This is a genomic window from Ruegeria sp. BG5, from assembly GCF_056538425.1.
The window spans coordinates 716,023-737,107 of sequence record NZ_JBQFTC010000001.1; the positions used below are offsets into that span (position 1 = coordinate 716,023).

A 21,085-nucleotide genomic window follows, 5' to 3' on the forward strand; every position below is an offset into this window, starting at 1 on the left:
GTCCTATCCTTCTCCGGCGGGGCCGTTTGCCACCTTCATCTCGGATAACACATCCGAAAGGCCTGCTTTCCAGGCAGGTCGTCGAAGTCCGTAAATCTGTTCGATACGCCCGCAGTCCAGACTTGAATTCAAAGGCCTGCGCGCCGGGGTGGGGTATTCCAATGTCGGAATATCAACGATGCTGGTGGCCAGCCCGGCTTGCGCGACGATTTCGCGGGCGAAATCGGCCCAACTGACATCCGGGGCCCCGCTATAGTGAAACAAGCCTCCGTCGGCGCGCTGCCCGGATTTGGCAATGGTCAAAAGCGCATCAGCGATATTTGCGGCGGGCGTCGGACCGCCAATCTGATCCGCCACGATTGTCAGCTGATCGCGGGTTTCGGCCAACCGCAGAATGGTTTTGACAAAGTTGTTGCCATGGGCCGAAAACACCCAACTCGTTCGCAGGATGGCGTACCACCCGCCAGCTTGCGCGATCTGGCGTTCGCCGTCCAGCTTGGTCAGGCCATAGACACCCAAAGGGCCGGTCGGATCATGCGTGGACCGGGGAGTATCGGAAGATCCGTCAAAAACATAATCGGTTGAAACATGCAGGAAAGGCAGATCGCGCTGCGCTGCTGCCCGGGCCAATTCTCCCGGTGAGTCCCCGTTGATCAGCCGCGCCTGATCCGCCTCGTCCTCGGCCTTGTCGACTGCTGTGTAAGCGGCAGCGTTTATGATCACCGCCGCATCAGTTTGTTCGATGACGGCTGCACAAGCCAGTGGGTCGGTTAAGTCAGCCCGAGATCGATCCAGCGCTTCAACCGAAATTCCATGCGTCCCGGCACGCCTGCGCAACTCTGTGGCGACCTGACCATTGCGACCGAAAACCAGCGCTTTCATCTGACAACCCCAAGCCGCTTGCCCACACCGCTGCGCGTCTTAAGCGCATTCAACCAGGCAGCATTGTCCAGATACCACCGAACCGTCTGCTCCAACCCGGTTTCCGGGGTGTAGGATGGACGCCAGTTCAGCTCTTTCCGGACGCGGGTCGGGTCTATGGCATAACGACGGTCATGACCGGGCCGATCAGGAACATAGGTTATCAGATCGGCATAAGGCGTTTGACCCGGCTTCAACCGATCGAGAATGGCACAGAGCATTTTGACCAGTTCAAGGTTGGTCATCTCATTTTCACCGCCAATGTTATAGCTGCGGCCCAGCTCACCCTTTTTCAGCACCAGCAACAGCGCCTCGGCATGATCTTCGACATGGAGCCAGTCGCGGATATTGTCCCCTGCCCCGTAAATCGGAATAGGCTTGCCCGATAGCGCGTTCAGAATCACGACCGGGATCAGCTTTTCGGGAAACTGGAATGGACCGTAATTGTTCGAACAATTGGTGAAAACCACTGGCAATCCGTAGGTTTCATGCCAGGCGCGAACAAGGTGATCAGACCCTGCCTTCGAAGCCGAATAAGGCGAGTTAGGCCGATAGGGGCTGTCTTCAGTGAAAAGACCTTTCTCACCCAAGGACCCAAAAACCTCATCTGTCGAGACATGGTGAAAGCGGAAGCTTTCTGGTCGGCCGGCATTCACCCAATAACTGCGCGCCGCTTCAAGCAGAACATAGGTTCCGGTGATGTTGGTGTCGATAAAGGCGGCGGGTCCGTCGATTGAACGGTCGACATGGCTTTCGGCTGCCAGATGCATGACTGCGTCTGGTCGATGACGGCTGAGAATTTCGGCCATCGCATCCGCGTCCCGGATGTCGGCGTGCTCAAAAGAATAACCCTTCGCCCCAGAAACCGAAGCGACATTTTCCAAACAGGCCGCATATGTCAGCGCATCCACGTTGACGACCGAGTGACCTTTGGAAATAGCGCGCCGGATCACGGCAGAGCCAATGAAACCCGCGCCGCCTGTCACCAGAATTTTCATGACGCGTCCTCAATCGAGAACGGAGAGTCGAAGCCCCGCAGATTTGGCGCTGCTTTGTCTTTCTCTGACAATTGCGGCGCGGCACTGACCTGCGGCCAGATAATACCAATATCGGAATCGTCCCACCGAATGGACCCTTCTGTTTCTGGCGCATAGGTGTCCGAGCATTTATAGACAATCTCGGTATCCGGCTCCAACGTCATGAAACCATGGGCAAATCCGGCGGGGACCAGCAACATTCGGCCATTCTCAAAGCTAAGCTCTTCGCCGACCCAATGACCAAATGTGGGTGACCCCTTGCGGATGTCTACCGCCACGTCGAATAGTCGACCGCGCCCGCATCGCACAAGCTTGGCCTGCGCTTTTGGCGGGGCTTGGAAGTGCAGGCCTCGCACGGTTCCAGCAGCGCTGGACAGCGAGTGGTTGTCCTGCACGAAGACCGTGTAGATTCCACTGGCCGTAAACCTGTCCAGGTTATAGGTCTCTTCAAAAAAGCCCCGATGATCGCCAAACCGACTGGGCGTGATCAGTTTCACATCCGGAATGGCAAGAAGCCTAATCTCCATCGTCCCAGTTGCCTCGTTCAAATAGTGCCGTACCACTGATTTGTGTGGTCATCTCATACCCGTGCGATAACGCAAAGGTTTTTATCCGCGCTGGCAGTTGCACTGCGGAGTAACCACGCGTCATTCCGCAAGGCCCTACCGAGAGCTTTGTGAATTCTGGTGTGGCTGGGTTTCAGTAGGATGGCTGCGGTCAGGTGTTCGCTCAGTTCGATTCCAAAACTGCGTTCAGGAATTGTTGCGTGCGTTCCCGTTGTGGGTTTTCGAACAACTCCCCGGGGGTCGCCTGTTCTTCGATTGCGCCGTTGAAGAAGAAACAAACCCTGTCCGAGATGTCCTTGGCGAACCCCATCTGATGCGTGACCATCAGCATGGTCAGGTTATGGGCATCCACCAGTTTGCGGATGACATTGGTCACTTCGCCGATCACCTCGGGGTCCAGCGCAGATGTGACCTCGTCAAACAGCATGACCTTGGGGCGCATCGCAAGGGCGCGGGCGATGGCGACGCGCTGCTGTTGTCCACCCGACAGGCGCGAGGGGTGCTGGTCGCGTTTCTCGGCCATGCCGACCATCTGAAGCAGCTCCATCGAGCGTTCCTCGGCCTCTTTCCTTGGCAGGCCCAGAACCTGAACCGGCCCTTCCATGCAGTTTTGCAGGGCGGTCATATGCGGGAACAGGTTGAAATGCTGGAAACACATACCGATCTTGCTGCGGATGCGTCGGATATGGGCCGGGTTGGCGGGCACCAGAACGCCGTCCTTTTCCATATGCGTCAAGGGCTCCCCATCGACATAGATGACCCCGCCGTTGATCGTCTCCAGCGTCATCAGCATCCGCAGAACGGTGGTCTTTCCCGATCCCGACGGCCCGATGATCGTCACCATCTCGCCCGCGTCGATATCCAGATTCAGATTGTCGAGCACCGTCAGCGCGCCATAGCTTTTGCGCACGTTCTGAAACCGGACCATGGGGATGTCGTCACCCTCCAGACGCAAGGGGTACTGGCTCATGTCTTCGGTCATTTATCTCATTCCCATTTTGCGGCGTACCCATTTTTCGAACTGGGCAATCAGAAACGCGGTCGGCAGCGAGATCAAAAGGAAATTCACCCCCACCATGGTATAGGGTTCAAGGTAGCGATAGCTTTGGGCACCAACTGCATTGGCGGTATGCATCAACTCGGCCACGCCGATCACGGACAGCATCGGCGTGTCCTTGAAAATACCCACCAGATAATTGCCCATTCCCGATACGGCAGGCGGCAGCGCCTGCGGGATGATGATGCGGCGATAGGTCTGCAAGACCGGCATATTGATGGCCGTCGCGGCCTCCCACTGGCCTTTGGGCACGCTTTCGATGCCACCGCGATAGACCTCGGACAGGTAGGCCGCATAGTGCAGCCCGATGGCGATCAAACCGGATGTCCAGGGCGACAGGTTGATCCCGAGTTGCGGGCCCACATGGAAAACAAAGAACACCTGCAACAGCAGCGGGGTCGAGCGGATGAACTCGACAAATTCCCGCACGCACAGGGTCAGGATGCGGTAAGGCGTGCGCTGCGCCAGTGCAAACACAAGCCCCAGCACCACGGCGATGGCATATCCTCCGCCCGCAGCCAGCAGCGTTTTGCCCGTTGCGTCGATGAAACGCGGCAATTTAAATTGATCTTGAAACCAACAATGACAGAGTATTGAGCATGGTTGTCACACCATCGACAGTCTGGCTTCAGGCTCTTGTACGGGGATAGTTGGAAATGGAAGACACTTCAGTTCGTACGTCGGTACTAGATGCGATAGACAGCGAAATAAGGGCTTCTAAAAAGCAGCAGAAGATCTATTGGCTGCTCTCTACAGTACTTCTGCTGGTGGTCATAGTGGCCGGTGCGTTGGCCACGTTCCTGTCCGCCGTCAAAATAGACAACAACATCCTGACGGCGGCATTGGCCTTGTGTACAACGATTTTCGGAACCATCGAGAAGAACTTTGGGCTTGCGCAGAAAGCCTCGGGCTATCGTAAGGTGAAAGCACATTTTCAGAACTTGAAACTGGATATGCTGCAGACAAAGCCAGACGAGCCGGTCCCGGCAGAAGTATTCAAGAAAATCAAAGAGCTCAGGTTGCTGAAGGCGGAACTTACGGATGACTAGGGAACGCCGGAAGCACATTGACCTCATGCGATCTCTTGCTTCCGGAAACAGTGGCCAAACCAGCTGTACGGACATCTAAGCAAAGGTAAAATCTTGTATCCGTCGAATTCACCTGCGGCGGGTCCAAACTGACGTTTCCGGCTTGACGACCAAAACCCCCTATCTGTCTCGGCAAAAAATTGCCGGAGGTGTATCATTCTTTCCATGAACAGCGCTGTCAAAGCTCAGAGGGGGTTTACCTTGTGCAAGGTTCATTTTTCCGACAGGTGAACTCCTCTCACCCAAACTAAAACCTGGTACCGCGCGCCGTTACCTTTTGTTGATACAGCATCGGAAATCTGCCAGCATACTTTTCGGAAACGACCTAATTCGAAACCAATGAATGTATTTATTGCGAGTTTAGCGTGCACAAGAATTCAAGGCGATTATTGACAATATTGGCGGCAGATGTCGCCGGATTCACAAAACTCGTTTCTGAGGATGAAGAAGCCACCCTCCATCGCCTTGCAGAGCTTCGCTCGATTATGGATCCGATTATCGAGTCTTACGGAGGCAGGATTGCGAACACGGCTGGCGATAGTGTTCTGGCGTGTTTTGACAATCCCACCGGCGCGGTGGAAGCCGCTATTTCTATTCAAGAACAACACAATGCCAACAACGCTCAGCATAGAACAAGCGACCGCATGAGGTACCGGATCGGTATCAATATTGGTGAGGTAGTTCAGCAACCCAACGGTGATTTGTTGGGTCACGGAGTGAATGTAGCATCCAGGCTTGAGACGATTTCGGAACCTGGCGGCGTCTGCTTGGCTGAAAACGTTATTGAGCAAGTCAAAGGAAGCCTGGACTATCGGTTCACAAAGATCGGCGAGCATTTTGTCAAAAACCTTGATCAACCGCTAAAGGTGTACAAGGTAGGTGAGGCCACCTTGCCAACCTACGAGAAGGCCGCGCGTAGACTTCAGGCATGGGTTCGTGGGCAGTACTTCTTGCCCCTCTTGTTCGCGGTTGTCTTAGTATCTATTGGCTTCTCAGCCTTTGCCCTTCTGTCAAACAAATCCGACGAAGCCAAAAGTTTTGACCCTGAATACCTCGAGGATTTTCTGACCTTAGATCCATCTCCCGAAGAGTTGCTCGAATTTTTTGATTTGGTAACCGTCGGCGAATACGAGAATTCGACTTACTACGTAATCAGAACGTGGGGCGCAGAATTTGAGAGTCTTGAAAAGGTTTCCGAAGCCTTGGGTGGACACCTCGTTACCATCACTGACGAAGAAGAAAACGACTTTGTGTATCAACTGACGCTGGAAGATGAGGGGCACTGGGCGTTTGAGGGAAACCTCGCTCTGGGACCATTAATTGGCTTGGTGCAGGACCCCGAAGGCGCAGAGCCTGATGGTGGCTGGGGATGGGCAAATAATGAGCCCATGAATTTCTCCAATTGGAAGCGGGGTAGTCCCGACAACAGCAGCGGCAACCAGGATTTCGGAAATTTTCAAGGCCCCAATGTTCCCAAAACCAGCCCTCTTTGGAACGACACAACAATATGGAAGCGTTCGTTCATAGTTGAGGTTCCCAAACCCTAACTCCGAAATGCGCCAGTCACAGTTTTGCGGAAGTTTCATAATTCAAGCGTGGTGCTTGACTGAATCCAAAACACCTCACTAGCATCAGTGAAAAGTATTCTAGTGGAGTATAGGTGATATGCGGTCTTTTTTCGCTTTATTTTTAATATGTTGTGTTTGTTTTTTTGGCGCAAAACCCGTGATGGCCGATTTCGCAAACGCCCAAAAAAGACTGGAATTCTTCTCCGCGAATAGTTCCTACAGAAATGCCTGGTGCCCAGAACGTAAACCTTCCAAATTCACAACCGCACCAATCACTCAACCCTTCAAAACGGCATCCGGCAAAGACCGACCTCCCGCTGTTTTCATGAATGAACTCGGCGCAGCAAATTCCCATCTACTCCGTACCGGTTCCAAGGCGGACGCCAACCAGATCGCCGATCAGCTTGCGGCAGCCGCTCAGGCCAGATCATTCGAAAAGCAAGGTTTGTACGATGGCGTGAAGATAGACGCAGCCTGGTGGCAAGCGAACATTCTGCTCAACTTGTCGATGGTGCACAGTTCACTAAGCGCAATTCTGGGAAAAAATGACCCGAGAGTTGTCGCAATTGCGGATTGGGGAGATCGACTTGCGGCAAGGGCAGGCTCAGTAGGCGGTTTCGAGCAGATGTACGGTAAAGAAGGCCATGCCGCCCGTGCGGCTGGACTTTTGGCGTGGGGTGCAGAAACAGGTAATCGAAAGGCGTTCAAAAAAGGTGAAAGAGATCTAGCATATCTGGCGCGGCAAATGCGCCCTAACGCCCCTTTGGCCGGTACATTTGACCAAGCTCGCAACAAACGTCCGGCCAAACGGCAACTACATTACACGTTCATCACGTACGGGTACCTCGTGATTGCGATGGATGCATCGCGGCGTGGCGGTGGAAAAGGCTTTCGACATAAGAGCCGTCAGACAGATATCCATGGAGCATTGGTATGGCTTGTTCAGTCATCCGCAGCGCCGAATAACCCAGTTGGCTTAAGCGGTCCCCAAGATACCTTTTTCTGGACTACGCGAAGCGATAGGTACCACAACCTCGCTTGGGCGGAGGCTTATCTTCGTAACTATCCCAACACCCAAGCAGGATTGCTTTTGAAAAGAAAACTCAAAGGTCAACGTTCGCGCGGCGTGTTTGCCGGGTGGTATGGTGGCAACCTGACCTGTTCTCTTGGCCCCGGCAGTTAGGGCCAATCAAATATCGTGAGTGTCGCTTGCTTCCCCTGCCACGCCTGCGGCGTTCTTAGGACATTCGCGTCTCAGAGTGAGTCACGTAGTACCCGAAGCAAATTAGGTCTTTCGCCGTTTCGGAACCGCATCGCCGCCTTTTCCGGCCTTGGCCGCGGCAGCACGTGCGAGGTTCTTTTTGCTGTTTGGCTTCCCCTTTGGCGGCGGTGGGCCTTTTGAGGCGCCCCGGGTCGATTGCGTATCGCCGCCTTTGGGTGCAGCGCCACGGGCTTTGCGGCTTTTTGGTTTTGCCCCCGCCGCCTTGAACAGACCATCCCCGTCGCCTGTCCGAGCGTCGCGGCGTTCGTTTCTGTCAGAATGCTCAGGTTCCGGGCGTCGCTTCTTTGATTTGAAAGGCTCACGACCCTCGGGATCGGGTTTGCGACGATGCGGGGCTGTGGCCTGATCCCGTTTTACCTGATCGGGGCCCTTTTTCGGCCCAAACGGTTTGCCCTTGTGCTTGCGATTGGGTCCGGCCCGACCGGTTGCTGATAAGTCCGGGGCTTGATCCAGACGCACGAGGTCTTTGGTCTTTTCGATCTTCATATCGGGCCCAATGGCCGCCAGAAAACCTGCGACACTGGTCTCGCGGATTTCGACATAGGTCACGTCATCTGCAATCCGAATGGCCCCGATATCGTCTTTGGTCAGATCCCCGGCCTTGCAGATCATTGGCAACATATGACGCGGCGAGGCATTCTGATTGCGCCCCTCGGACAGCGAAAACCAAACGCTTGGGCCAAACGCCGCGCGTGGTTTCGGAGCGGGTTGATCGACCGCCGCCAGCTCTTCCGGTGCGGAATGGCGCAGCTTGTACTGACGCAGATAGGCCGCCGCGATCTGCTCGGGCGTGAACCCCTCAACCAGTTTCCGAACCGAAGGACGTTCGCTTTCCGTGATCTCTGCCAGCCAGTCATCTGAGGCAAGCATCCGGGCCTGATCGCGTTCGTTCACCTCGTCGGCGGACGGGGCCGTTCCCCAATCCGCCGTCAGTTTTGCGAATTTCAGAATGCGTTCCGCCTTTTTCCGCGACGAAGGTTCAACGACCAGCGCGCTGACACCCTTGCGTCCGGCGCGGCCCGTCCGGCCAGAACGGTGCAACAGGGTTTCGTGGCTGTTTGGCAATTCGGCATGGACCACCAGATCAAGGTTCGGCAGGTCGATGCCCCGAGCCGCCACATCCGTTGCAACACAAACCCGCGCGCGCCCGTCGCGCATGGCCTGCAAGGCATTCGACCGCTCGCTCTGGGTCAATTCGCCCGAGAGCGCGACGACGGAAAGCCCCCGGTTCGAAAGACGCGCGGTCAGGCGGGACACCATCGCGCGGGTGTTGCAGAAAACGATGGCATTTGGTGCCTCATAGTAACGCAGCACATTGATGATCGCGTTTTCCCCGTCGCGCGGGGCCACCATCATGGCGCGATACTCGATATCCGCATGCTGGGTCTGTTCGCTGACGGTGCTTACGCGTTCCGCATCGCGCTGATACCGCGTCGCAAGATTGGCAATCGCGCGCGGCACAGTGGCGGAAAACAGCAGGGTCTGACGGTTTTCGGGTGTTTCATCCAGAATGAATTCCAGATCCTCACGGAAGCCCAGATCCAGCATTTCGTCGGCTTCATCCAGCACCACTGCACGGATGGCTGTCAGGTCAATCGAGCCCCGCATGATATGGTCGCGCAACCGCCCTGGAGTGGCAACAACGATATGCGCACCCCGCGCCAGTGCGCGCCGCTCGTCCCGGATATCCATACCGCCCACGCATGAGGCCAGATAGGCACCCGCATCGGCGTAGAGCCAGCCCAGTTCACGCTTGACCTGCAACGCCAGTTCCCTTGTCGGTGCGACAACCAAAGCCAGCGGGGCACCTGATGCCCCAAGTTTTTCACCTTCGCCAAGTACCTTATGCGCAATCGCCAGACCAAAACCGATGGTTTTACCCGATCCGGTTTGAGCCGATACCAGCATATCGCGCCCTTCCAGCTCGGGCCGGGTCACAGCCTGCTGGACCTGGGTCAGAGTATCATAGCCCTTGCGCGCAAGCGCATCTGCAATGGTTTGTTTCACGGTGGTGGTTCTTTGTATCGGCCAGGTGATGTGGCTGCGCGTTATTGCAATCAGCGCATCATCCAAGGGTAAAGACCGCCCATTAACCGGTGTTATTCCCATTGTATAGATAAGAACCGGGGCAAAACCTCTGAAAAGCGTAAATGCGGTTCAGCCCTGCCGTCACGTATTTGGATGCATAGGGCCAGCCAATGCCCGCCTTCATTCAAACATGGTGTGGGGCCAGTCGGCTGAACTTCGGGCAACTCGGCTCGACTTCCCACGTGCAGGAAGCCCGCGACAATGCCTCTTGTATGCATTCATGGCCTCTTGGGTAACTCGCTGCACGATTCCATGTCACAGACTCCGTGCTTTTATTATGTGCATAATTTTATACTTTTGAACATTACATATGAAACAACATGAGGCCAAAACATCGCCGACGGCTACCGGGATTTGTCGCAAACTATGAGACCCAATTGGCGAACATGCGTGATCTGACGTTTGTTCCCGTCGAATAGCCTTTCAACCGGTTTCGGCATGATTTCGTTGAAAGGCTGTCATTTCCCCAAGGATGCAATTTTGTGCGCTGCGTACTTCTATCTGCGGTACACGGTGTCCTATCGTGACTTCTAAGAGATCATGGCTGAACGCGGCGTGCAGGTGGACCACACCACCCTCAACAGGTGAGTTGTTAAGTATTCACCAATAATCGCGGGGCGCGCGCAATCGAAGAAGCGACCAAAACCGAGTTCCTGGCGCATGGGCGGGATCTATGTTCGTGTTCGCGGCAAATGGATGTACCTTTATTGGGCCGTCGACAAAGCTGGAACGGCCCTTGATATCATGTTGCCTGGGCAGAGGAACCGTCCAACGGCAGTCAGGTTCTTTGCCAAAGCTCTGTCTTCTAATGGAATTCCAGACAAGATCGTCATTGACGAAAGTGGAGCCAAAGCGGCCGGCATTCGGCTATTTGCCAAGATCGCAGGATAGGTGTGTCCAGTAAGTCGCTGGCACTGGCCGCTCCAAAAATTTTCGACACATCCATGTTTGATAGGGTGGCCCTTCACATACATTTTAAAGCCAAATGTGCCGCTTGGGCGGTGCTATTCTGCTGCCTCGAAGCGCAGGCTACGCACCTCTGGGTCAACGCGGCCGTAGGCAGAGAGCAGACGCCCGGACCACTTCTGTGCTATGTAGTCGGCCATAAACCGAGACGGTGCCATCAGAGTCACCACGCCCCCTGCCCTGTCGGCCTCGGTCAGATGCTGGAACCAGCTGGACCAAAGCTCGGGATCGCGCCCGTGCAAAATGGTCTGAACCTGCGTCCAGACATCCGCGCCGCTCGAATCGGGTGCAGGTGGCTTCACCTTGAATGGCACGATATTGGTGTCACCCTTCGGCTCTTCGGTCATCCGCGCCTGGAAATCGGGGCCGATTGTGGGCCAGACCTCGGAGGTGTCCACCATCACCTGCTTCAGATCAAACTCATAAACTGCAACGCGACCACGGGCCGCCGGACGTTTGACGGTGATCCAGCCCATTGTTTTCAGCTTGGCCATTTCGCGTTTTACGGTCCGTTCGTTCACCGACCAGAGCCGGGCGATCTCTTCCCTGCCAATCGACAGCTCATTGCTGCGCCAGTTATAGCGGGTGGTAATCAGAGCGATAACGCGGAGAATGCTGCGCTGGCGGTGCTTGTCGCCGGATAGGGCGTGCACGGTCAACGCCGAGAGAATGTCATATTTAATAGCGGGCGCATTTCGCCCGACCGGTTTTGCAACCTGCATCCCTATTCTCACCGTTCTATCTGCCTCGGACGGATGGCACCGCCTAAATCGCGTCGTTTTCCAACGCTTTTCGTCGTATTGGCCTGATTAGCGTCCAAACCGACGATTCTGTCAAGCGGAGTCTGATTTGAGCGGGAGTTTGATCCAAATCCAAATCCAATTTCAAAAAGAAAATGGGTGAAGTGTTGGTGATGGGGGACAGCTTGGGAGTCCCCCTATTTCCTTGTTATGTCCCCCTAAATGGGGTGGTTCTACCGATTTCGTCCCCCTAAATACTGACGCTGGCAACGTTAGCTGGGCGGCGTTGGAGGCAGACGACCCCCGAATCAGTCGGTGGCTGGGAACCCCTTGTTTTCTTACCCGTGGGTACGATTGTTCACTCATCATATTTCCTTTTGCGAAATGTGCAATTTAAGCGTAAAAAGAGAAAACGTAGAAAATAGCGTCCCAAAGAACGAGACCTGAGGCATGTACACGCACGAAGACCTTAATGCATTGCGCAACCAGTCCCTCAAGCTGCAGGGCTGGATTCGCCAGCAGACCTTCAGCCCCGAGATGGAAAAGACCCTCCGCCGCTTTTCAAGCTGGGAAGTGTCCGAACTGATCTTTCGCGTCAACCAATCCACCTTTCGCGGTAAGCTGGCCGCCGACCCCTCGCTGCCCGGAGGCGAGGTTGAGCCTGATGGCCGCCAGCGCTGGTTCAGCCTGGAAGAGGTGAATGAGCTGCGCCGCCGGCTCAAGGTGAACCGCAAGTCCCTCATGCCGCCTCGCCCCGCCGGCAAACGCGCCATCCGAGCAGCCGTGGCCAACTTCAAAGGCGGCGCCGGCAAGTCCACTGTTGCCCTGCATTTGGCCCACGCCGCCGCGCTGGATGGCTACCGTGTGCTGGTGGTGGATTTCGACCCGCAGGCAACGCTGAGCCATTCCATGGGTCTGACTGACGTGGCTGAGGATTTCACTGTTTGGGGTATCATGGCCCGCGATCTGATCCGCGAGACCGAGAGGATGAACAACCGCCCCGCTGCTGCCGAATCAGGGACCGCCCTGCCCCATCGCGAGTTGCCGCCATCAATCACCGATATGGGTCTCGGCGATCTGCGCATCTCGGACTTCATCAAGCAGAGCTCGTGGTCGACCATTGATGTCGTGCCCTCCTGCGCTAACGCCGCCTTCGTGGAATTTGCCTCGGCGCAGTATCGGCATCTAAACCCCGAGTGGTCGTTCTTTGCCGCGGTGTCGCGCTATCTGGATCAGATCCCTGACGATGCCTATGACTTGATCTTATTCGATTGCCCGCCTGCGATCGGCTACCAATCTATGAACGCGGTGTTCGCCGCGGATATGCTCTACGTTCCCTCCGGCCCGGGCTATTGGGAATATGACTCGACGACGTCCTTCATCGGCCAGCTGGCCGAGGCGCTGGAAGATCTGGCTTATGGTTTCGATAAGACCTTACCCACGGGTAAGATTGGTCTGCCGAAAACGTTCTGCGAACTGCGCTTTCTGTTGACCCGGTACGAGCCGGGCAATGCGCTGCACCTGGCCATGTTCGACGCGTTCAAGAAGGTGTTCGGCGAACATGTGGCGGAACACCCGGTCGAGATGACACGCGCTGTCGAACAATCTGGCCGCTTCCTCAGTTCGGTCTACGAGATGGACTACCGCGAGATGACGCGCGAGACTTGGCGCCGTGCGCGCTCGACCTTTGACAATGTGTATGAAGAATTCCGGGGCGTGATGCTGTCGGCCTGGGATAAGCTGGAGGATGACGCATGAGCCGTAAACGCAGAATGTTCGACATCGACATGCCGGCCATGGATGACATCCCGGTTGGCAAGGTTCCGGACAAGGTGCTGGAAAAAAGACGCGGGCCGATGGCGACGGCGATCTCGGAAAACGCCGATGCGCTGCGCAATCAGCAATCGACCGAGGATTCCATCCGCGCCGAGAATGACCGTCTGGCGCATGAACTGGTTCGCTTGCGGTCCGAAGGTTTGGTGACCGAGCATGTGGCCTTGGCGGATGTCGTAACCGAAAAACTGACCCGCGACCGCAAGAGCGGTGTCGACCCCGAACTGGAGGAACTGAAAGACTCGATCCGGGATATCGGTCTGTCGAATCCCATTCGTCTCGAACGCCGGTCGGACGGTCGGTTCGACCTGATCCAGGGGATGCGCCGCCTGTCCGCGTATCGGGCTTTGCATGAGGAAACCGGCGACGAGACTTATGCGAAAATCCCGGCGGGCATTTCCGATGCGACCGATCTGAATGACAGCTACCGTCGGATGGTTGATGAGAACCTGATCCGCAAGGATATCTCCTTTGCAGAAATGGGTGCGCTGGCGCGGGCCTTCGCAGACGACCCGGCGAATGATTGCCCAGACGTGGACAAAGCCGTGGCGATTCTGTTCAAGTCCGCCAGCTATACCAAGCGGAGCTACATTAGATCTTTCGCCAGTTTGCTGATGATGCTGGACAAGGTGCTCATTCACCCCAATGAAATTCCCCGTAATCTGGGGGTCGAACTGAAACGCAAACTCGATGCCAATCCGGGATTGATCCGGCAAGTCAGCACGGCGGTGATGAGCGAACCTGATCGCGATGGCCCGCGAGAAGTATCCATTCTTCGAGAATTTGTGGAACCGAAGACCAGCGCGCTGAAAAAACCTATAGCATCCGGGAGCGGTAAAACGCGCCGTGCGAAAACCACATTTCAGGTGTCGGGTAGGGCAGGGGTGGCCAAGTGTTCGGCATCCAGTGGTAGGATTGAGTTGCGCTATGATCTCGACTTTACCCGTGTGGATAGAGCCAAGTTGGAACAGGCCATTGCCACTCTGATTGACGATTTGCAGGAGGATGACAGTCTTACCCATGGGTAAGATTGATACATGTAATTGGTAAGGCGAAGCGCCGGGTCCATAGCCCGGTGTTTTCTTTTTTGTTCCTACCCCAACAAATCCGCCGCCGGATTTTCTGTGATATCGACATCGTCATAGTATTTCTGCGCCTGTGCGAGGGAGCGGTGCAGCGACAGGCGCATGGCGGCCTGGATCGGGGCGCCGTCGAGTGCGGCCTGGGTCAGGAACCCCGAGCGCAACCCGTGCGGCGAGGCGAAGTCCTCAGGCAGCCCGGCCCGTGCCAGTCGATGTTTGACGATCTGCGCAATGGCATCCGGGCTGAGGCGGCGTTTCAGCACCCGGTCAGCCTTGGAGATGGGGCGGAACAATGGACCATCCTCGATCCCGCCAACCTCAATCCAATGCACCAGTGCCTGGGCTGCGCGGCCTTTCAGCAGCAGCCGTGGGGTCTCGTCCTTGGTGGTGGTCTTGGTTTCCAGCAGCGATATCCAGACCACGCCAGTCTTTTCGAACTCCTTTAACGAGAGGTCTTCGCGCATCAGAACGGTGAGTTCCGAGCGCCGTCTACCACCAGAAGCCCAACCCAGCATCAAGATGGCGCGGTCGCGGCAATCGCGCCGAGAACCCCGACAGGTGGTGAGCAACTGCTCGAGCACGTCCCGCGTGATCGGGTGCTGCGATTTCGGGGCAGGGGGCCGGGCTGTAGCGCGGCGCGCCTTGGCCCGGGCCTGTTTCACTTGAGGCGCGTCAAACGGGGAGGGGAGGTTCTTCATCCGGTGAAACGCCAGCCAGGACGCGATGCGCCGGTCTAAAGTGGACGGGGCAGGGCAGGCAAGCGACTTGCGCAGACCCCGGTCGATCAGTGCCTCACCTGCCTGCCGGGCGCGGTCCTCATTCGGTGCGTCTTCAAGATCGCGGGCGTGATCGAGAATGAAGGCTAGGGCTGTGGCCTCAGACTCGGGCCAGTCCAATGCAGCGTTGAACCGGGCAGATTTCCACGCTGTGACATATAGCAGGTCGCGCTCATAGGCCCTGAGCGTATTGGCGGGGGTGCCGCGGATATAGAGATCGGTCAGCGCCTCCTGGTCCGCTTGTGACAGGGCAGGGGAGGCGGCAGGCAAATACGGTGCGGGCGGTGTCATGGCTGCCATTCTGCGCGCATTTCCTCGCAAAATCAATTAGACATGATAAGCGGTACTTATCGGGAGTGACAGAAATCTGTCACCACGCCCAATGTAACGCGCAAAAAGGCTTGATTTTGATTGTAAAGCGGATGGAGGTCTAGAATTTTAGCAAAACCCGAGGATGTGTCGCAAACCCTTAGAATGGCTGTCACGCTATCCTTAATTACTGGTCTGTGCCCCCAATACGCTGCAATCCCATGCTCTGATCGGCTATTACCTTGACGGCTGGGATTACTGGTTCCGCTAAGTCGCGGCGGGCGCGTTCATTCAAAGACCTATTGCCGGGTAATCTGAATCTGCGCGCGCAGGCCCTGATCTCCGGCTTCGAAACTCAAGCCGCCGCCGTGTTGCTCGGCGACGGTTGCCGCGATGGTCAGGCCCAGGCCGAACCCGTCTGACGATCCGGTGTTCGAGCCGCGGCGGAACGGGGCCATCAGCGCCTCGATATCCGAGACCGAGAGATCGGTGCCTTTGTCCTCGACCGTGATCGTCGCGGTGGTGGCGTCGGTTTCCAGTTGCACCTCGGCGCGGCGACCGTATTTCAGCGCGTTGTCGATCAGGTTGGTCAAGGCGCGTTTCAGCGAAATAGGCCGCCCCATCACCAGCATGCGCCGGGTTTCCGGCAGAGATCCATGGCCGCGCCGCGACATGAATACCGACGGTGCGCCCTCGATCTTGACCGGAGCGATTTTTCTGAGCGTCACCGGCAGGTACATGTCCTGATAATCGGCCACGAGGGACTCGACCAAAGCGGTCAGAGAAATCTGCTGCGGCTCTTCGATGCTGAGTTCCGAGCGGGTGTAGGTCAGCACACTTTCGATCATGCCGGTCATCTGGTCCACATCGGCCTCAAGCTTTTCGCGCAGCTCGTCATCGGCGATCAGCGCGGCGCGCAGGCGAACGCGGGTGGCGGGGGTGCCGAGGTCATGGCTGACGCCGGACAGAACCGTGGCGCGCTTTTCCAACTGCATCCGCTCGTCATCCAGATGGGCGTTCACGGCCGAGACGATCTCGCGCAGTTCCGCCGGGCCGTCGGCGTCATAGCTGTTTGGCCCGCCTCGGCGTTTGCGGTCGTGCAGGGCGGTGGCGAAACGGGTGAAGCTGTCCGAGACATTGCCGACCGAGGTCAGAATGACCGCCAGCGCCACTATCGCGGCCAGAATGGCGGGCAAACGCAGGTCGGCGGGGGCGGCTTTGCAACCCCAGACCCCGGTGCCATCGACCCGCTGCCAGGGGCTGCGCCCGAATTGCGCGATCAGAATTGGCTCGCTGCAATAGGTGGCCAGCAGGCGGGTCAGGTTGGCCAGTTTCTCGGGGGGCGTTTGATCGATGCCGGACATGATATCCGAGACCGGATAAACCAGCCGGTCGGACATCACCGCCAGCGTCAGCTCGCGCCCGGCCAGAGGGGCAGTGTTGTCGGTCAGGATCGACAGGTTGGTGACAAAACTGCGGTCCGACAGGCCGGGTAGTTGCTCGAAGAGCCCGGCATCGGCCAGCGCTGCGGCCTGGGCGGGCAGGGGGGTGATGGTGATCCCTGGCGGGGGGATTTGGCCGATGCGCAGGTCCTCGTAGACCGCGAAGCCCGCGACATAGGCGCGGGTCAGGAAGTCCTCCCACGCGCGGGCCGAGGCGAACCACAGCCCCGCCGCCAGCAGGCCCGAGGCAAAGGCCGCCCCGGTCCAGATCCAGCCCAGGCTGCGCAGGCGCGGGGCGCGCGCTGTCATGCGTCTTCTTCCACCGAAACCTCGGCGGCGAAGACATAACCGACCCCGCGTTCAGTGCGTAGCATCTGCGGGTCTTTCGGGTTGGCCTCGATCTTGGACCGCAGCCGCCCGACCAGCATGTCGATGGCGCGGCCCTGCGCCTCGGGCTTGTCGGCGCTGCCGGTGACATCCAGCGCGGCGGCGATCTCATCCCGTGTCAGGGGGATATGCGGGTTGGCCAGCAGAACCTTGAGCAGCGCGGTTTCCCGTTGCGACAGGGATACCAGATAGCCCTCGGGCGAATGCACCTCATCGCGCTTGCCGTCATAGCTCCAGTCGTTGAACCGAAAGCTCTTGGTCCGGCGGCGATAGGCCAGCGAGGGGGTGCGCCTTGCGCGCTGCATCACGGCGCGGACACGGGCCAGCAGCAATTGGGGGTTGAAGGGCTTGGCGATATAGTCGTCGGCCCCGACCTCATACCCAGCCATGCGTTGATGATCGGCGGACAGGGCCGAGACCAGAATGATAGGCACATCCTGTTCGGCGCGCAGGCGGGCGCAGATTTCGACCCCGTTTTCGTCCCCCAGCATCACGTCCAGCAGAATCAGGTCGATCCGGCCCGACGTCAGATGCGAGCGGATTTCGCTTTCGGAACTGGCGGGCAGGGCGATGAACCCGTTCTGATGCATGAACTGGGTCATCATCGACCGCATCTCGGGGTCGTCATCCACCACCAAAAGTCGCGGAATGCTCACGCGGTTTCTCCTCCCGATTTCTGCGCCTCCGACATCATGCATTGTAACGAACGGAAACAGATTCAATGTCAACGTAACACGCTGTAACAAAAGCGGTGAAAATTTGGGCAGTGGCACGCATTCGTCGCGGATTCTGCGTTGCCAGATGATGATCCGGTCGCAGTAATGCAGCCATCGCTGCTTTTCGCAGTCACTGAGTTCTCAGGGAGGAGACACATAATGAATCGTTTTGCATTTGCCACCGTTTCGACACTGGCCATTGCGGTCGCGTCGTCTGTTGTGGCCGAGCCGCAGGCCGAAGTTCTGCATTGGTGGACATCGGGTGGTGAAGCCAAATCGGTGGCCGTTCTGCAGGAAGAGTTCGCCTCGAACGGCGGTACATGGACCGACATGCCGGTGGCCGGTGGCGGCGGTGATGCGGCGATGACCGCGCTGCGTGCCCGCGTTCTGGCCGGTAACGCGCCTACCGCCGTTCAGCTGAAAGGCCCCGCCATTCAGGAATGGTATGAAGAGGGCGTTCTGGCCGACATTTCCAGCGTCGCCGAGGCCGAAGGCTGGGCCGATGTGCTGCCCGCCTCGATCGCCGGTCACATGCAGTGTGAGGGCACGTGGTGCGCGGCACCTGTGAACGTGCACCGCGTCGACTGGATTTGGGCCAACGCCGACGTTCTGGCGGCCAATGGCATCGAAATGCCCACTACATGGGACGAGTTCAACGCCGCTGCCGAGAAGCTGCAGGCCGCTGGTGTGATCCCGCTGGCCCATGGTGGTCAGGCGTGGCAGGACGCGACCGTGTTTGAAACCGTGGTTCTGGGCATTGGCGGGCCTGAGTTCTTCCAGAAAGCTCTGGTTGATCTGGACCCCGACGCGCTGACCTCGGACACGATGGTTCAGGTCTTTGACCAGATGCGCACCCTGCGTGGTTACGTGGACGAGAACTTCTCGGGCCGCGACTGGAACCTTGCCACCGCGATGGTCATGAACGGCGAAGCGGCGTTCCAGATCATGGGCGACTGGGCCAAGGGTGAGTTCCTGGCGGCGGGCAAGAAGCCCGGCGAGGATTTCCTGTGTGCCTCGACCCCCGGTGACGGCTACCTGTATAACGTTGACAGCTTTGCCATGTTCGACGTGGACGGCGATGACAAGAAAGCCGGTCAGGACCTGCTGGCCAAGCTGATCGTTGCGCCGAACTTCCAGAAAGTGTTCAACCTGAACAAAGGCTCGATCCCTGCACGCACCGACGTTGCGCTGGATGATTTTGACATCTGCGCCAGCCTGTCGGCCGAAGACATGGGCTCGACCTCGGACGCAGGTTCGCTGCTGCCGTCTTATGCCCACGGCATGGCGCTGCGCGGGTCGCAGTCCGGTGCGATTACGGATGTTGTGACCGCGCATTTCAACTCGGATATGTCGTCGGCTGACGCAGTTCAGCAACTGGCGACCGCAGTGGCAAACAGCTACTGATCCAACACGCTCTGCCCCCTTTAGTGAGGGGCAGAGCATCTTTCCCCGGAGGCTAAAATGTCCGAATGGCTGGAAAACCACCTGCCCAAGGTGGTGCTGGCACCGTCGTTCATTGCCGTATTGATCTTTGTCTACGGCTTTATCGGATGGACGGCTTGGGTGTCACTAACCCGATCGAAACTACTGCCGAAATACGAGATCAACGGCTTCATCCAATATGAACGCCTGTTTGACTCCCCGCGTTGGGATACGGCAATCAACAACCTGTATATCTTTGGCGCGCTGTTCATCGTAATTGCGATGGTGCTGGGCCTGTTGCTGGCCATTCTGCTGGATCAGAAAATCCGCGTCGAAGGGGCGATCCGCACGATCTATCTGTACCCGATGGCGCTGTCGATGATCGTAACCGGCACGGCGTGGAAGTGGATCCTGAACCCCGGTTTGGGGATCGAATCCATGGTGCAGGGCTGGGGTTTCACAAACTTCGAATTCGACTGGCTGGTGAACCCGGATTACGCCATCTACACCATCGTAATGGCCGCGATCTGGCAGAGCTCGGGCTTTGTCATGGCGTTGTTTCTGGCTGGTCTGAGGTCGGTTGACGGAGAGATCATCAAGGCAGCCCAAGTCGATGGCATCCCCACATGGCGCATCTATACGGCGATCATCATCCCGTCGATGGCCCCGATCTTCCTGTCCGCCTTCATCGTTCTGGCGCATCTGGCCATCAAGAGCTTTGACCTTGTCATCGCCCTGACAGGCGGCGGTCCGGGGTATGCGACTGACCTGCCCGCTACTTACATGTACGCCATGGCGTTTTCGCGCGGTGACATCGGTCAGGCGGCCTCGTCCGCGATGATCATGATGCTGGTCGTCTTTGCCATCGTGGTTCCCTATCTTTATTCAGAGCTGAGGGCGAAAAATGACTGATCTGTCGATGCCCCAAACCCAAACCCGCACCCAAAGCGCCGCTGGCAAGATTGCCCTGCGTTGGCTGCTTTACATCTTGCTGGGCCTGTTTGCGCTGTATTACCTGATGCCGCTTTTCGTGATGTTGACCACATCGCTGAAAAGCCTTGAGGAAATCCGCACTGGCAGCCTGATTTCGCTGCCGCGAGAGGTCAGTTTCGACGCCTGGAAAACCGCTTGGTCCGGGGCCTGTACCGGTATCCAATGCGAAGGCCTGCGGCCATACTTCTGGAACTCGGTCCTGATCGCGGTGCCAGCGGTGGCCCTGTCGACCCTGCTGGGCGCGCTGAACGGTTATGTCGTGGCGCAGTGGCGGTTCAAAGGTGCCAACATCATCTTCTCGCTGATGCTGTTTGGCTGCTTCATCCCGTTCCAGGTGGTTCTGCTGCCGATGGCGCGCCTGCTGGGCATGATGGGCATCGCTGGAACCATTCCGGGTCTGATCTTTGTCCACGTGATCTATGGGCTGGGTTTCACCACGCTGTTTTTCCGCAACTACTACGTCACCATCCCGGCCGAGCTGACCAAGGCCGCGCGCGTCGATGGGGCCGGGTTCCTGCGGATTTTCTGGTCGATCTTCCTGCCGCTGTCACTGCCCATCATCGTTGTGACCGTGATCTGGCAGTTCACGCAGATCTGGAATGACTTCCTGTTCGGCGTGTCGTTCAGCCAGGCGGGAACGCAGCCCGTGACCGTGGCGCTCAACAACATCGTAAACTCCACCACCGGCGTCAAAGAGTACAACGTCGACATGGCCGCCGCGATAATCGCGGGGCTGCCGACGCTGCTCGTCTATGTCGTTGCCGGTAAGTATTTCATCCGCGGCCTGACCGCTGGTTCTGTGAAGGGATAAG

The 21,085-nt window shown here is 57.4% G+C and carries 18 protein-coding genes and 1 pseudogene; 9 read left to right on the forward strand and 10 right to left on the reverse strand.

The window, feature by feature from the left end; genetic code table 11:
* Window positions 1-3: 3 nt before the first annotated feature.
* From rfbD to ehuD, 5 genes are all read right to left on the reverse strand, one after another.
* Complete coding sequence (gene rfbD, locus ACR0KX_RS03335) at window positions 4-882, reverse strand: dTDP-4-dehydrorhamnose reductase (RefSeq protein WP_480707845.1); 879 nt, start codon at window positions 880-882, stop codon at window positions 4-6.
* Window positions 879-1,919: a dTDP-glucose 4,6-dehydratase gene (gene rfbB, locus ACR0KX_RS03340; protein WP_480707846.1), complete on the reverse strand. Its 1,041-nt coding sequence runs from the start codon at window positions 1,917-1,919 to the stop codon at window positions 879-881. Before rfbB ends, rfbD begins: the two co-directional genes overlap by 4 nt.
* A complete protein-coding gene (gene rfbC / locus ACR0KX_RS03345) occupies window positions 1,916-2,485 on the reverse strand; it encodes a dTDP-4-dehydrorhamnose 3,5-epimerase (RefSeq protein ID WP_480707847.1) in 570 nt (189 codons plus the stop codon). The genes rfbB and rfbC overlap by 4 nt, the downstream gene beginning before the upstream one ends.
* Window positions 2,486-2,687: 202 nt before the next feature.
* Window positions 2,688-3,506, reverse strand: coding sequence for an ectoine/hydroxyectoine ABC transporter ATP-binding protein EhuA (gene ehuA, locus ACR0KX_RS03350; protein WP_480584291.1), 819 nt, complete (start codon window positions 3,504-3,506; stop codon window positions 2,688-2,690).
* Complete coding sequence (ehuD, locus tag ACR0KX_RS03355; protein ID WP_480707848.1) at window positions 3,507-4,139, reverse strand: ectoine/hydroxyectoine ABC transporter permease subunit EhuD; 633 nt, start codon at window positions 4,137-4,139, stop codon at window positions 3,507-3,509.
* A 98-nt stretch (window positions 4,140-4,237) separates the two neighbouring features.
* Between ehuD and ACR0KX_RS03360 the strand changes: the two genes are divergently transcribed.
* The 3 genes from ACR0KX_RS03360 to ACR0KX_RS03370 all read left to right on the forward strand — a co-directional run bounded on the left by ACR0KX_RS03360 (window position 4,238) and on the right by ACR0KX_RS03370 (window position 7,420).
* Complete coding sequence (locus ACR0KX_RS03360) at window positions 4,238-4,630, forward strand: hypothetical protein (RefSeq protein WP_170622499.1); 393 nt, start codon at window positions 4,238-4,240, stop codon at window positions 4,628-4,630.
* Between the two features lie 404 nt (window positions 4,631-5,034).
* Window positions 5,035-6,216, forward strand: a complete 1,182-nt coding sequence (locus tag ACR0KX_RS03365) for an adenylate/guanylate cyclase domain-containing protein (RefSeq protein WP_170622500.1) — start codon at window positions 5,035-5,037, stop codon at window positions 6,214-6,216.
* Window positions 6,217-6,397: 181 nt separating this feature from the next.
* Window positions 6,398-7,420: a hypothetical protein gene (locus tag ACR0KX_RS03370; protein ID WP_170630673.1), complete on the forward strand. Its 1,023-nt coding sequence runs from the start codon at window positions 6,398-6,400 to the stop codon at window positions 7,418-7,420.
* Between the two features lie 102 nt (window positions 7,421-7,522).
* Here the strand turns inward: ACR0KX_RS03370 and ACR0KX_RS03375 are convergent, their stop codons facing one another.
* Window positions 7,523-9,526, reverse strand: a complete 2,004-nt coding sequence (locus ACR0KX_RS03375) for a DEAD/DEAH box helicase (protein WP_170622502.1) — start codon at window positions 9,524-9,526, stop codon at window positions 7,523-7,525.
* A gap of 519 nt (window positions 9,527-10,045) precedes the next feature.
* Between ACR0KX_RS03375 and ACR0KX_RS03380 the strand changes: the two are divergent.
* A pseudogene (locus ACR0KX_RS03380) lies at window positions 10,046-10,468 on the forward strand (IS6 family transposase); the annotation flags it as partial.
* Between the two features lie 143 nt (window positions 10,469-10,611).
* Here ACR0KX_RS03380 and ACR0KX_RS03385 read toward each other — a convergent pair.
* On the reverse strand, window positions 10,612-11,295 hold the full coding sequence (locus ACR0KX_RS03385) for a DnaA N-terminal domain-containing protein (RefSeq protein ID WP_170622504.1): 684 nt from the start codon (window positions 11,293-11,295) through the stop codon (window positions 10,612-10,614).
* Between the two features lie 468 nt (window positions 11,296-11,763).
* On the opposite strand from ACR0KX_RS03385, the gene ACR0KX_RS03390 reads away from it, so the two are divergent.
* On the forward strand, window positions 11,764-13,071 hold the full coding sequence (locus ACR0KX_RS03390) for an AAA family ATPase (RefSeq protein WP_170622505.1): 1,308 nt from the start codon (window positions 11,764-11,766) through the stop codon (window positions 13,069-13,071).
* Window positions 13,068-14,174 (forward strand): ParB N-terminal domain-containing protein, encoded by a 1,107-nt coding sequence (locus ACR0KX_RS03395; RefSeq protein WP_480707849.1) that lies wholly within the window; start codon window positions 13,068-13,070, stop codon window positions 14,172-14,174. The genes ACR0KX_RS03390 and ACR0KX_RS03395 overlap by 4 nt, the downstream gene beginning before the upstream one ends.
* A gap of 65 nt (window positions 14,175-14,239) precedes the next feature.
* Here ACR0KX_RS03395 and ACR0KX_RS03400 read toward each other — a convergent pair whose 3' ends face one another.
* The 3 genes from ACR0KX_RS03400 to ACR0KX_RS03410 form a co-directional block, all read right to left on the reverse strand.
* Window positions 14,240-15,304 (reverse strand): tyrosine-type recombinase/integrase, encoded by a 1,065-nt coding sequence (locus ACR0KX_RS03400; protein ID WP_480707850.1) that lies wholly within the window; start codon window positions 15,302-15,304, stop codon window positions 14,240-14,242.
* A 308-nt stretch (window positions 15,305-15,612) separates the two neighbouring features.
* A complete protein-coding gene (locus ACR0KX_RS03405; RefSeq protein WP_480707851.1) occupies window positions 15,613-17,064 on the reverse strand; it encodes a sensor histidine kinase in 1,452 nt (483 codons plus the stop codon).
* Window positions 17,061-17,798, reverse strand: a complete 738-nt coding sequence (locus tag ACR0KX_RS03410) for a response regulator transcription factor (protein WP_170630660.1) — start codon at window positions 17,796-17,798, stop codon at window positions 17,061-17,063. Before ACR0KX_RS03410 ends, ACR0KX_RS03405 begins: the two co-directional genes overlap by 4 nt.
* 219 nt (window positions 17,799-18,017) lie before the next feature.
* On the opposite strand from ACR0KX_RS03410, the gene ACR0KX_RS03415 reads away from it, so the two are divergent.
* From ACR0KX_RS03415 to ACR0KX_RS03425, 3 genes are read left to right on the forward strand one after another with little or no spacing between them, the layout of a single operon-like run.
* Window positions 18,018-19,262, forward strand: a complete 1,245-nt coding sequence (locus tag ACR0KX_RS03415) for an ABC transporter substrate-binding protein (protein WP_480707853.1) — start codon at window positions 18,018-18,020, stop codon at window positions 19,260-19,262.
* Window positions 19,263-19,319: 57 nt separating this feature from the next.
* Complete coding sequence (locus ACR0KX_RS03420) at window positions 19,320-20,192, forward strand: carbohydrate ABC transporter permease (protein WP_170622510.1); 873 nt, start codon at window positions 19,320-19,322, stop codon at window positions 20,190-20,192.
* Window positions 20,185-21,084 (forward strand): carbohydrate ABC transporter permease, encoded by a 900-nt coding sequence (locus ACR0KX_RS03425; RefSeq protein WP_480707855.1) that lies wholly within the window; start codon window positions 20,185-20,187, stop codon window positions 21,082-21,084. Before ACR0KX_RS03420 ends, ACR0KX_RS03425 begins: the two co-directional genes overlap by 8 nt.
* Window position 21,085: the final 1 nt, after the last annotated feature.

Coding starts and splice junctions, on each gene's coding strand:
- rfbD (WP_480707845.1), bottom strand. CDS start 882: ATGAAAGCGCTGGTTTTCGGTCGCAATGGTCAGGTCGCCACAGAGTTG.
- rfbB (WP_480707846.1), bottom strand. CDS start 1,919: ATGAAAATTCTGGTGACAGGCGGCGCGGGTTTCATTGGCTCTGCCGTG.
- rfbC (WP_480707847.1), bottom strand. CDS start 2,485: ATGGAGATTAGGCTTCTTGCCATTCCGGATGTGAAACTGATCACGCCC.
- ehuA (WP_480584291.1), bottom strand. CDS start 3,506: ATGACCGAAGACATGAGCCAGTACCCCTTGCGTCTGGAGGGTGACGAC.
- ACR0KX_RS03360 (WP_170622499.1), top strand. CDS start 4,238: ATGGAAGACACTTCAGTTCGTACGTCGGTACTAGATGCGATAGACAGC.
- ACR0KX_RS03370 (WP_170630673.1), top strand. CDS start 6,398: ATGGCCGATTTCGCAAACGCCCAAAAAAGACTGGAATTCTTCTCCGCG.
- ACR0KX_RS03385 (WP_170622504.1), bottom strand. CDS start 11,295: ATGCAGGTTGCAAAACCGGTCGGGCGAAATGCGCCCGCTATTAAATAT.
- ACR0KX_RS03390 (WP_170622505.1), top strand. CDS start 11,764: ATGTACACGCACGAAGACCTTAATGCATTGCGCAACCAGTCCCTCAAG.
- ACR0KX_RS03395 (WP_480707849.1), top strand. CDS start 13,068: ATGAGCCGTAAACGCAGAATGTTCGACATCGACATGCCGGCCATGGAT.
- ACR0KX_RS03400 (WP_480707850.1), bottom strand. CDS start 15,304: ATGGCAGCCATGACACCGCCCGCACCGTATTTGCCTGCCGCCTCCCCT.
- ACR0KX_RS03405 (WP_480707851.1), bottom strand. CDS start 17,064: ATGACAGCGCGCGCCCCGCGCCTGCGCAGCCTGGGCTGGATCTGGACC.
- ACR0KX_RS03415 (WP_480707853.1), top strand. CDS start 18,018: ATGAATCGTTTTGCATTTGCCACCGTTTCGACACTGGCCATTGCGGTC.
- ACR0KX_RS03420 (WP_170622510.1), top strand. CDS start 19,320: ATGTCCGAATGGCTGGAAAACCACCTGCCCAAGGTGGTGCTGGCACCG.
- ACR0KX_RS03425 (WP_480707855.1), top strand. CDS start 20,185: ATGACTGATCTGTCGATGCCCCAAACCCAAACCCGCACCCAAAGCGCC.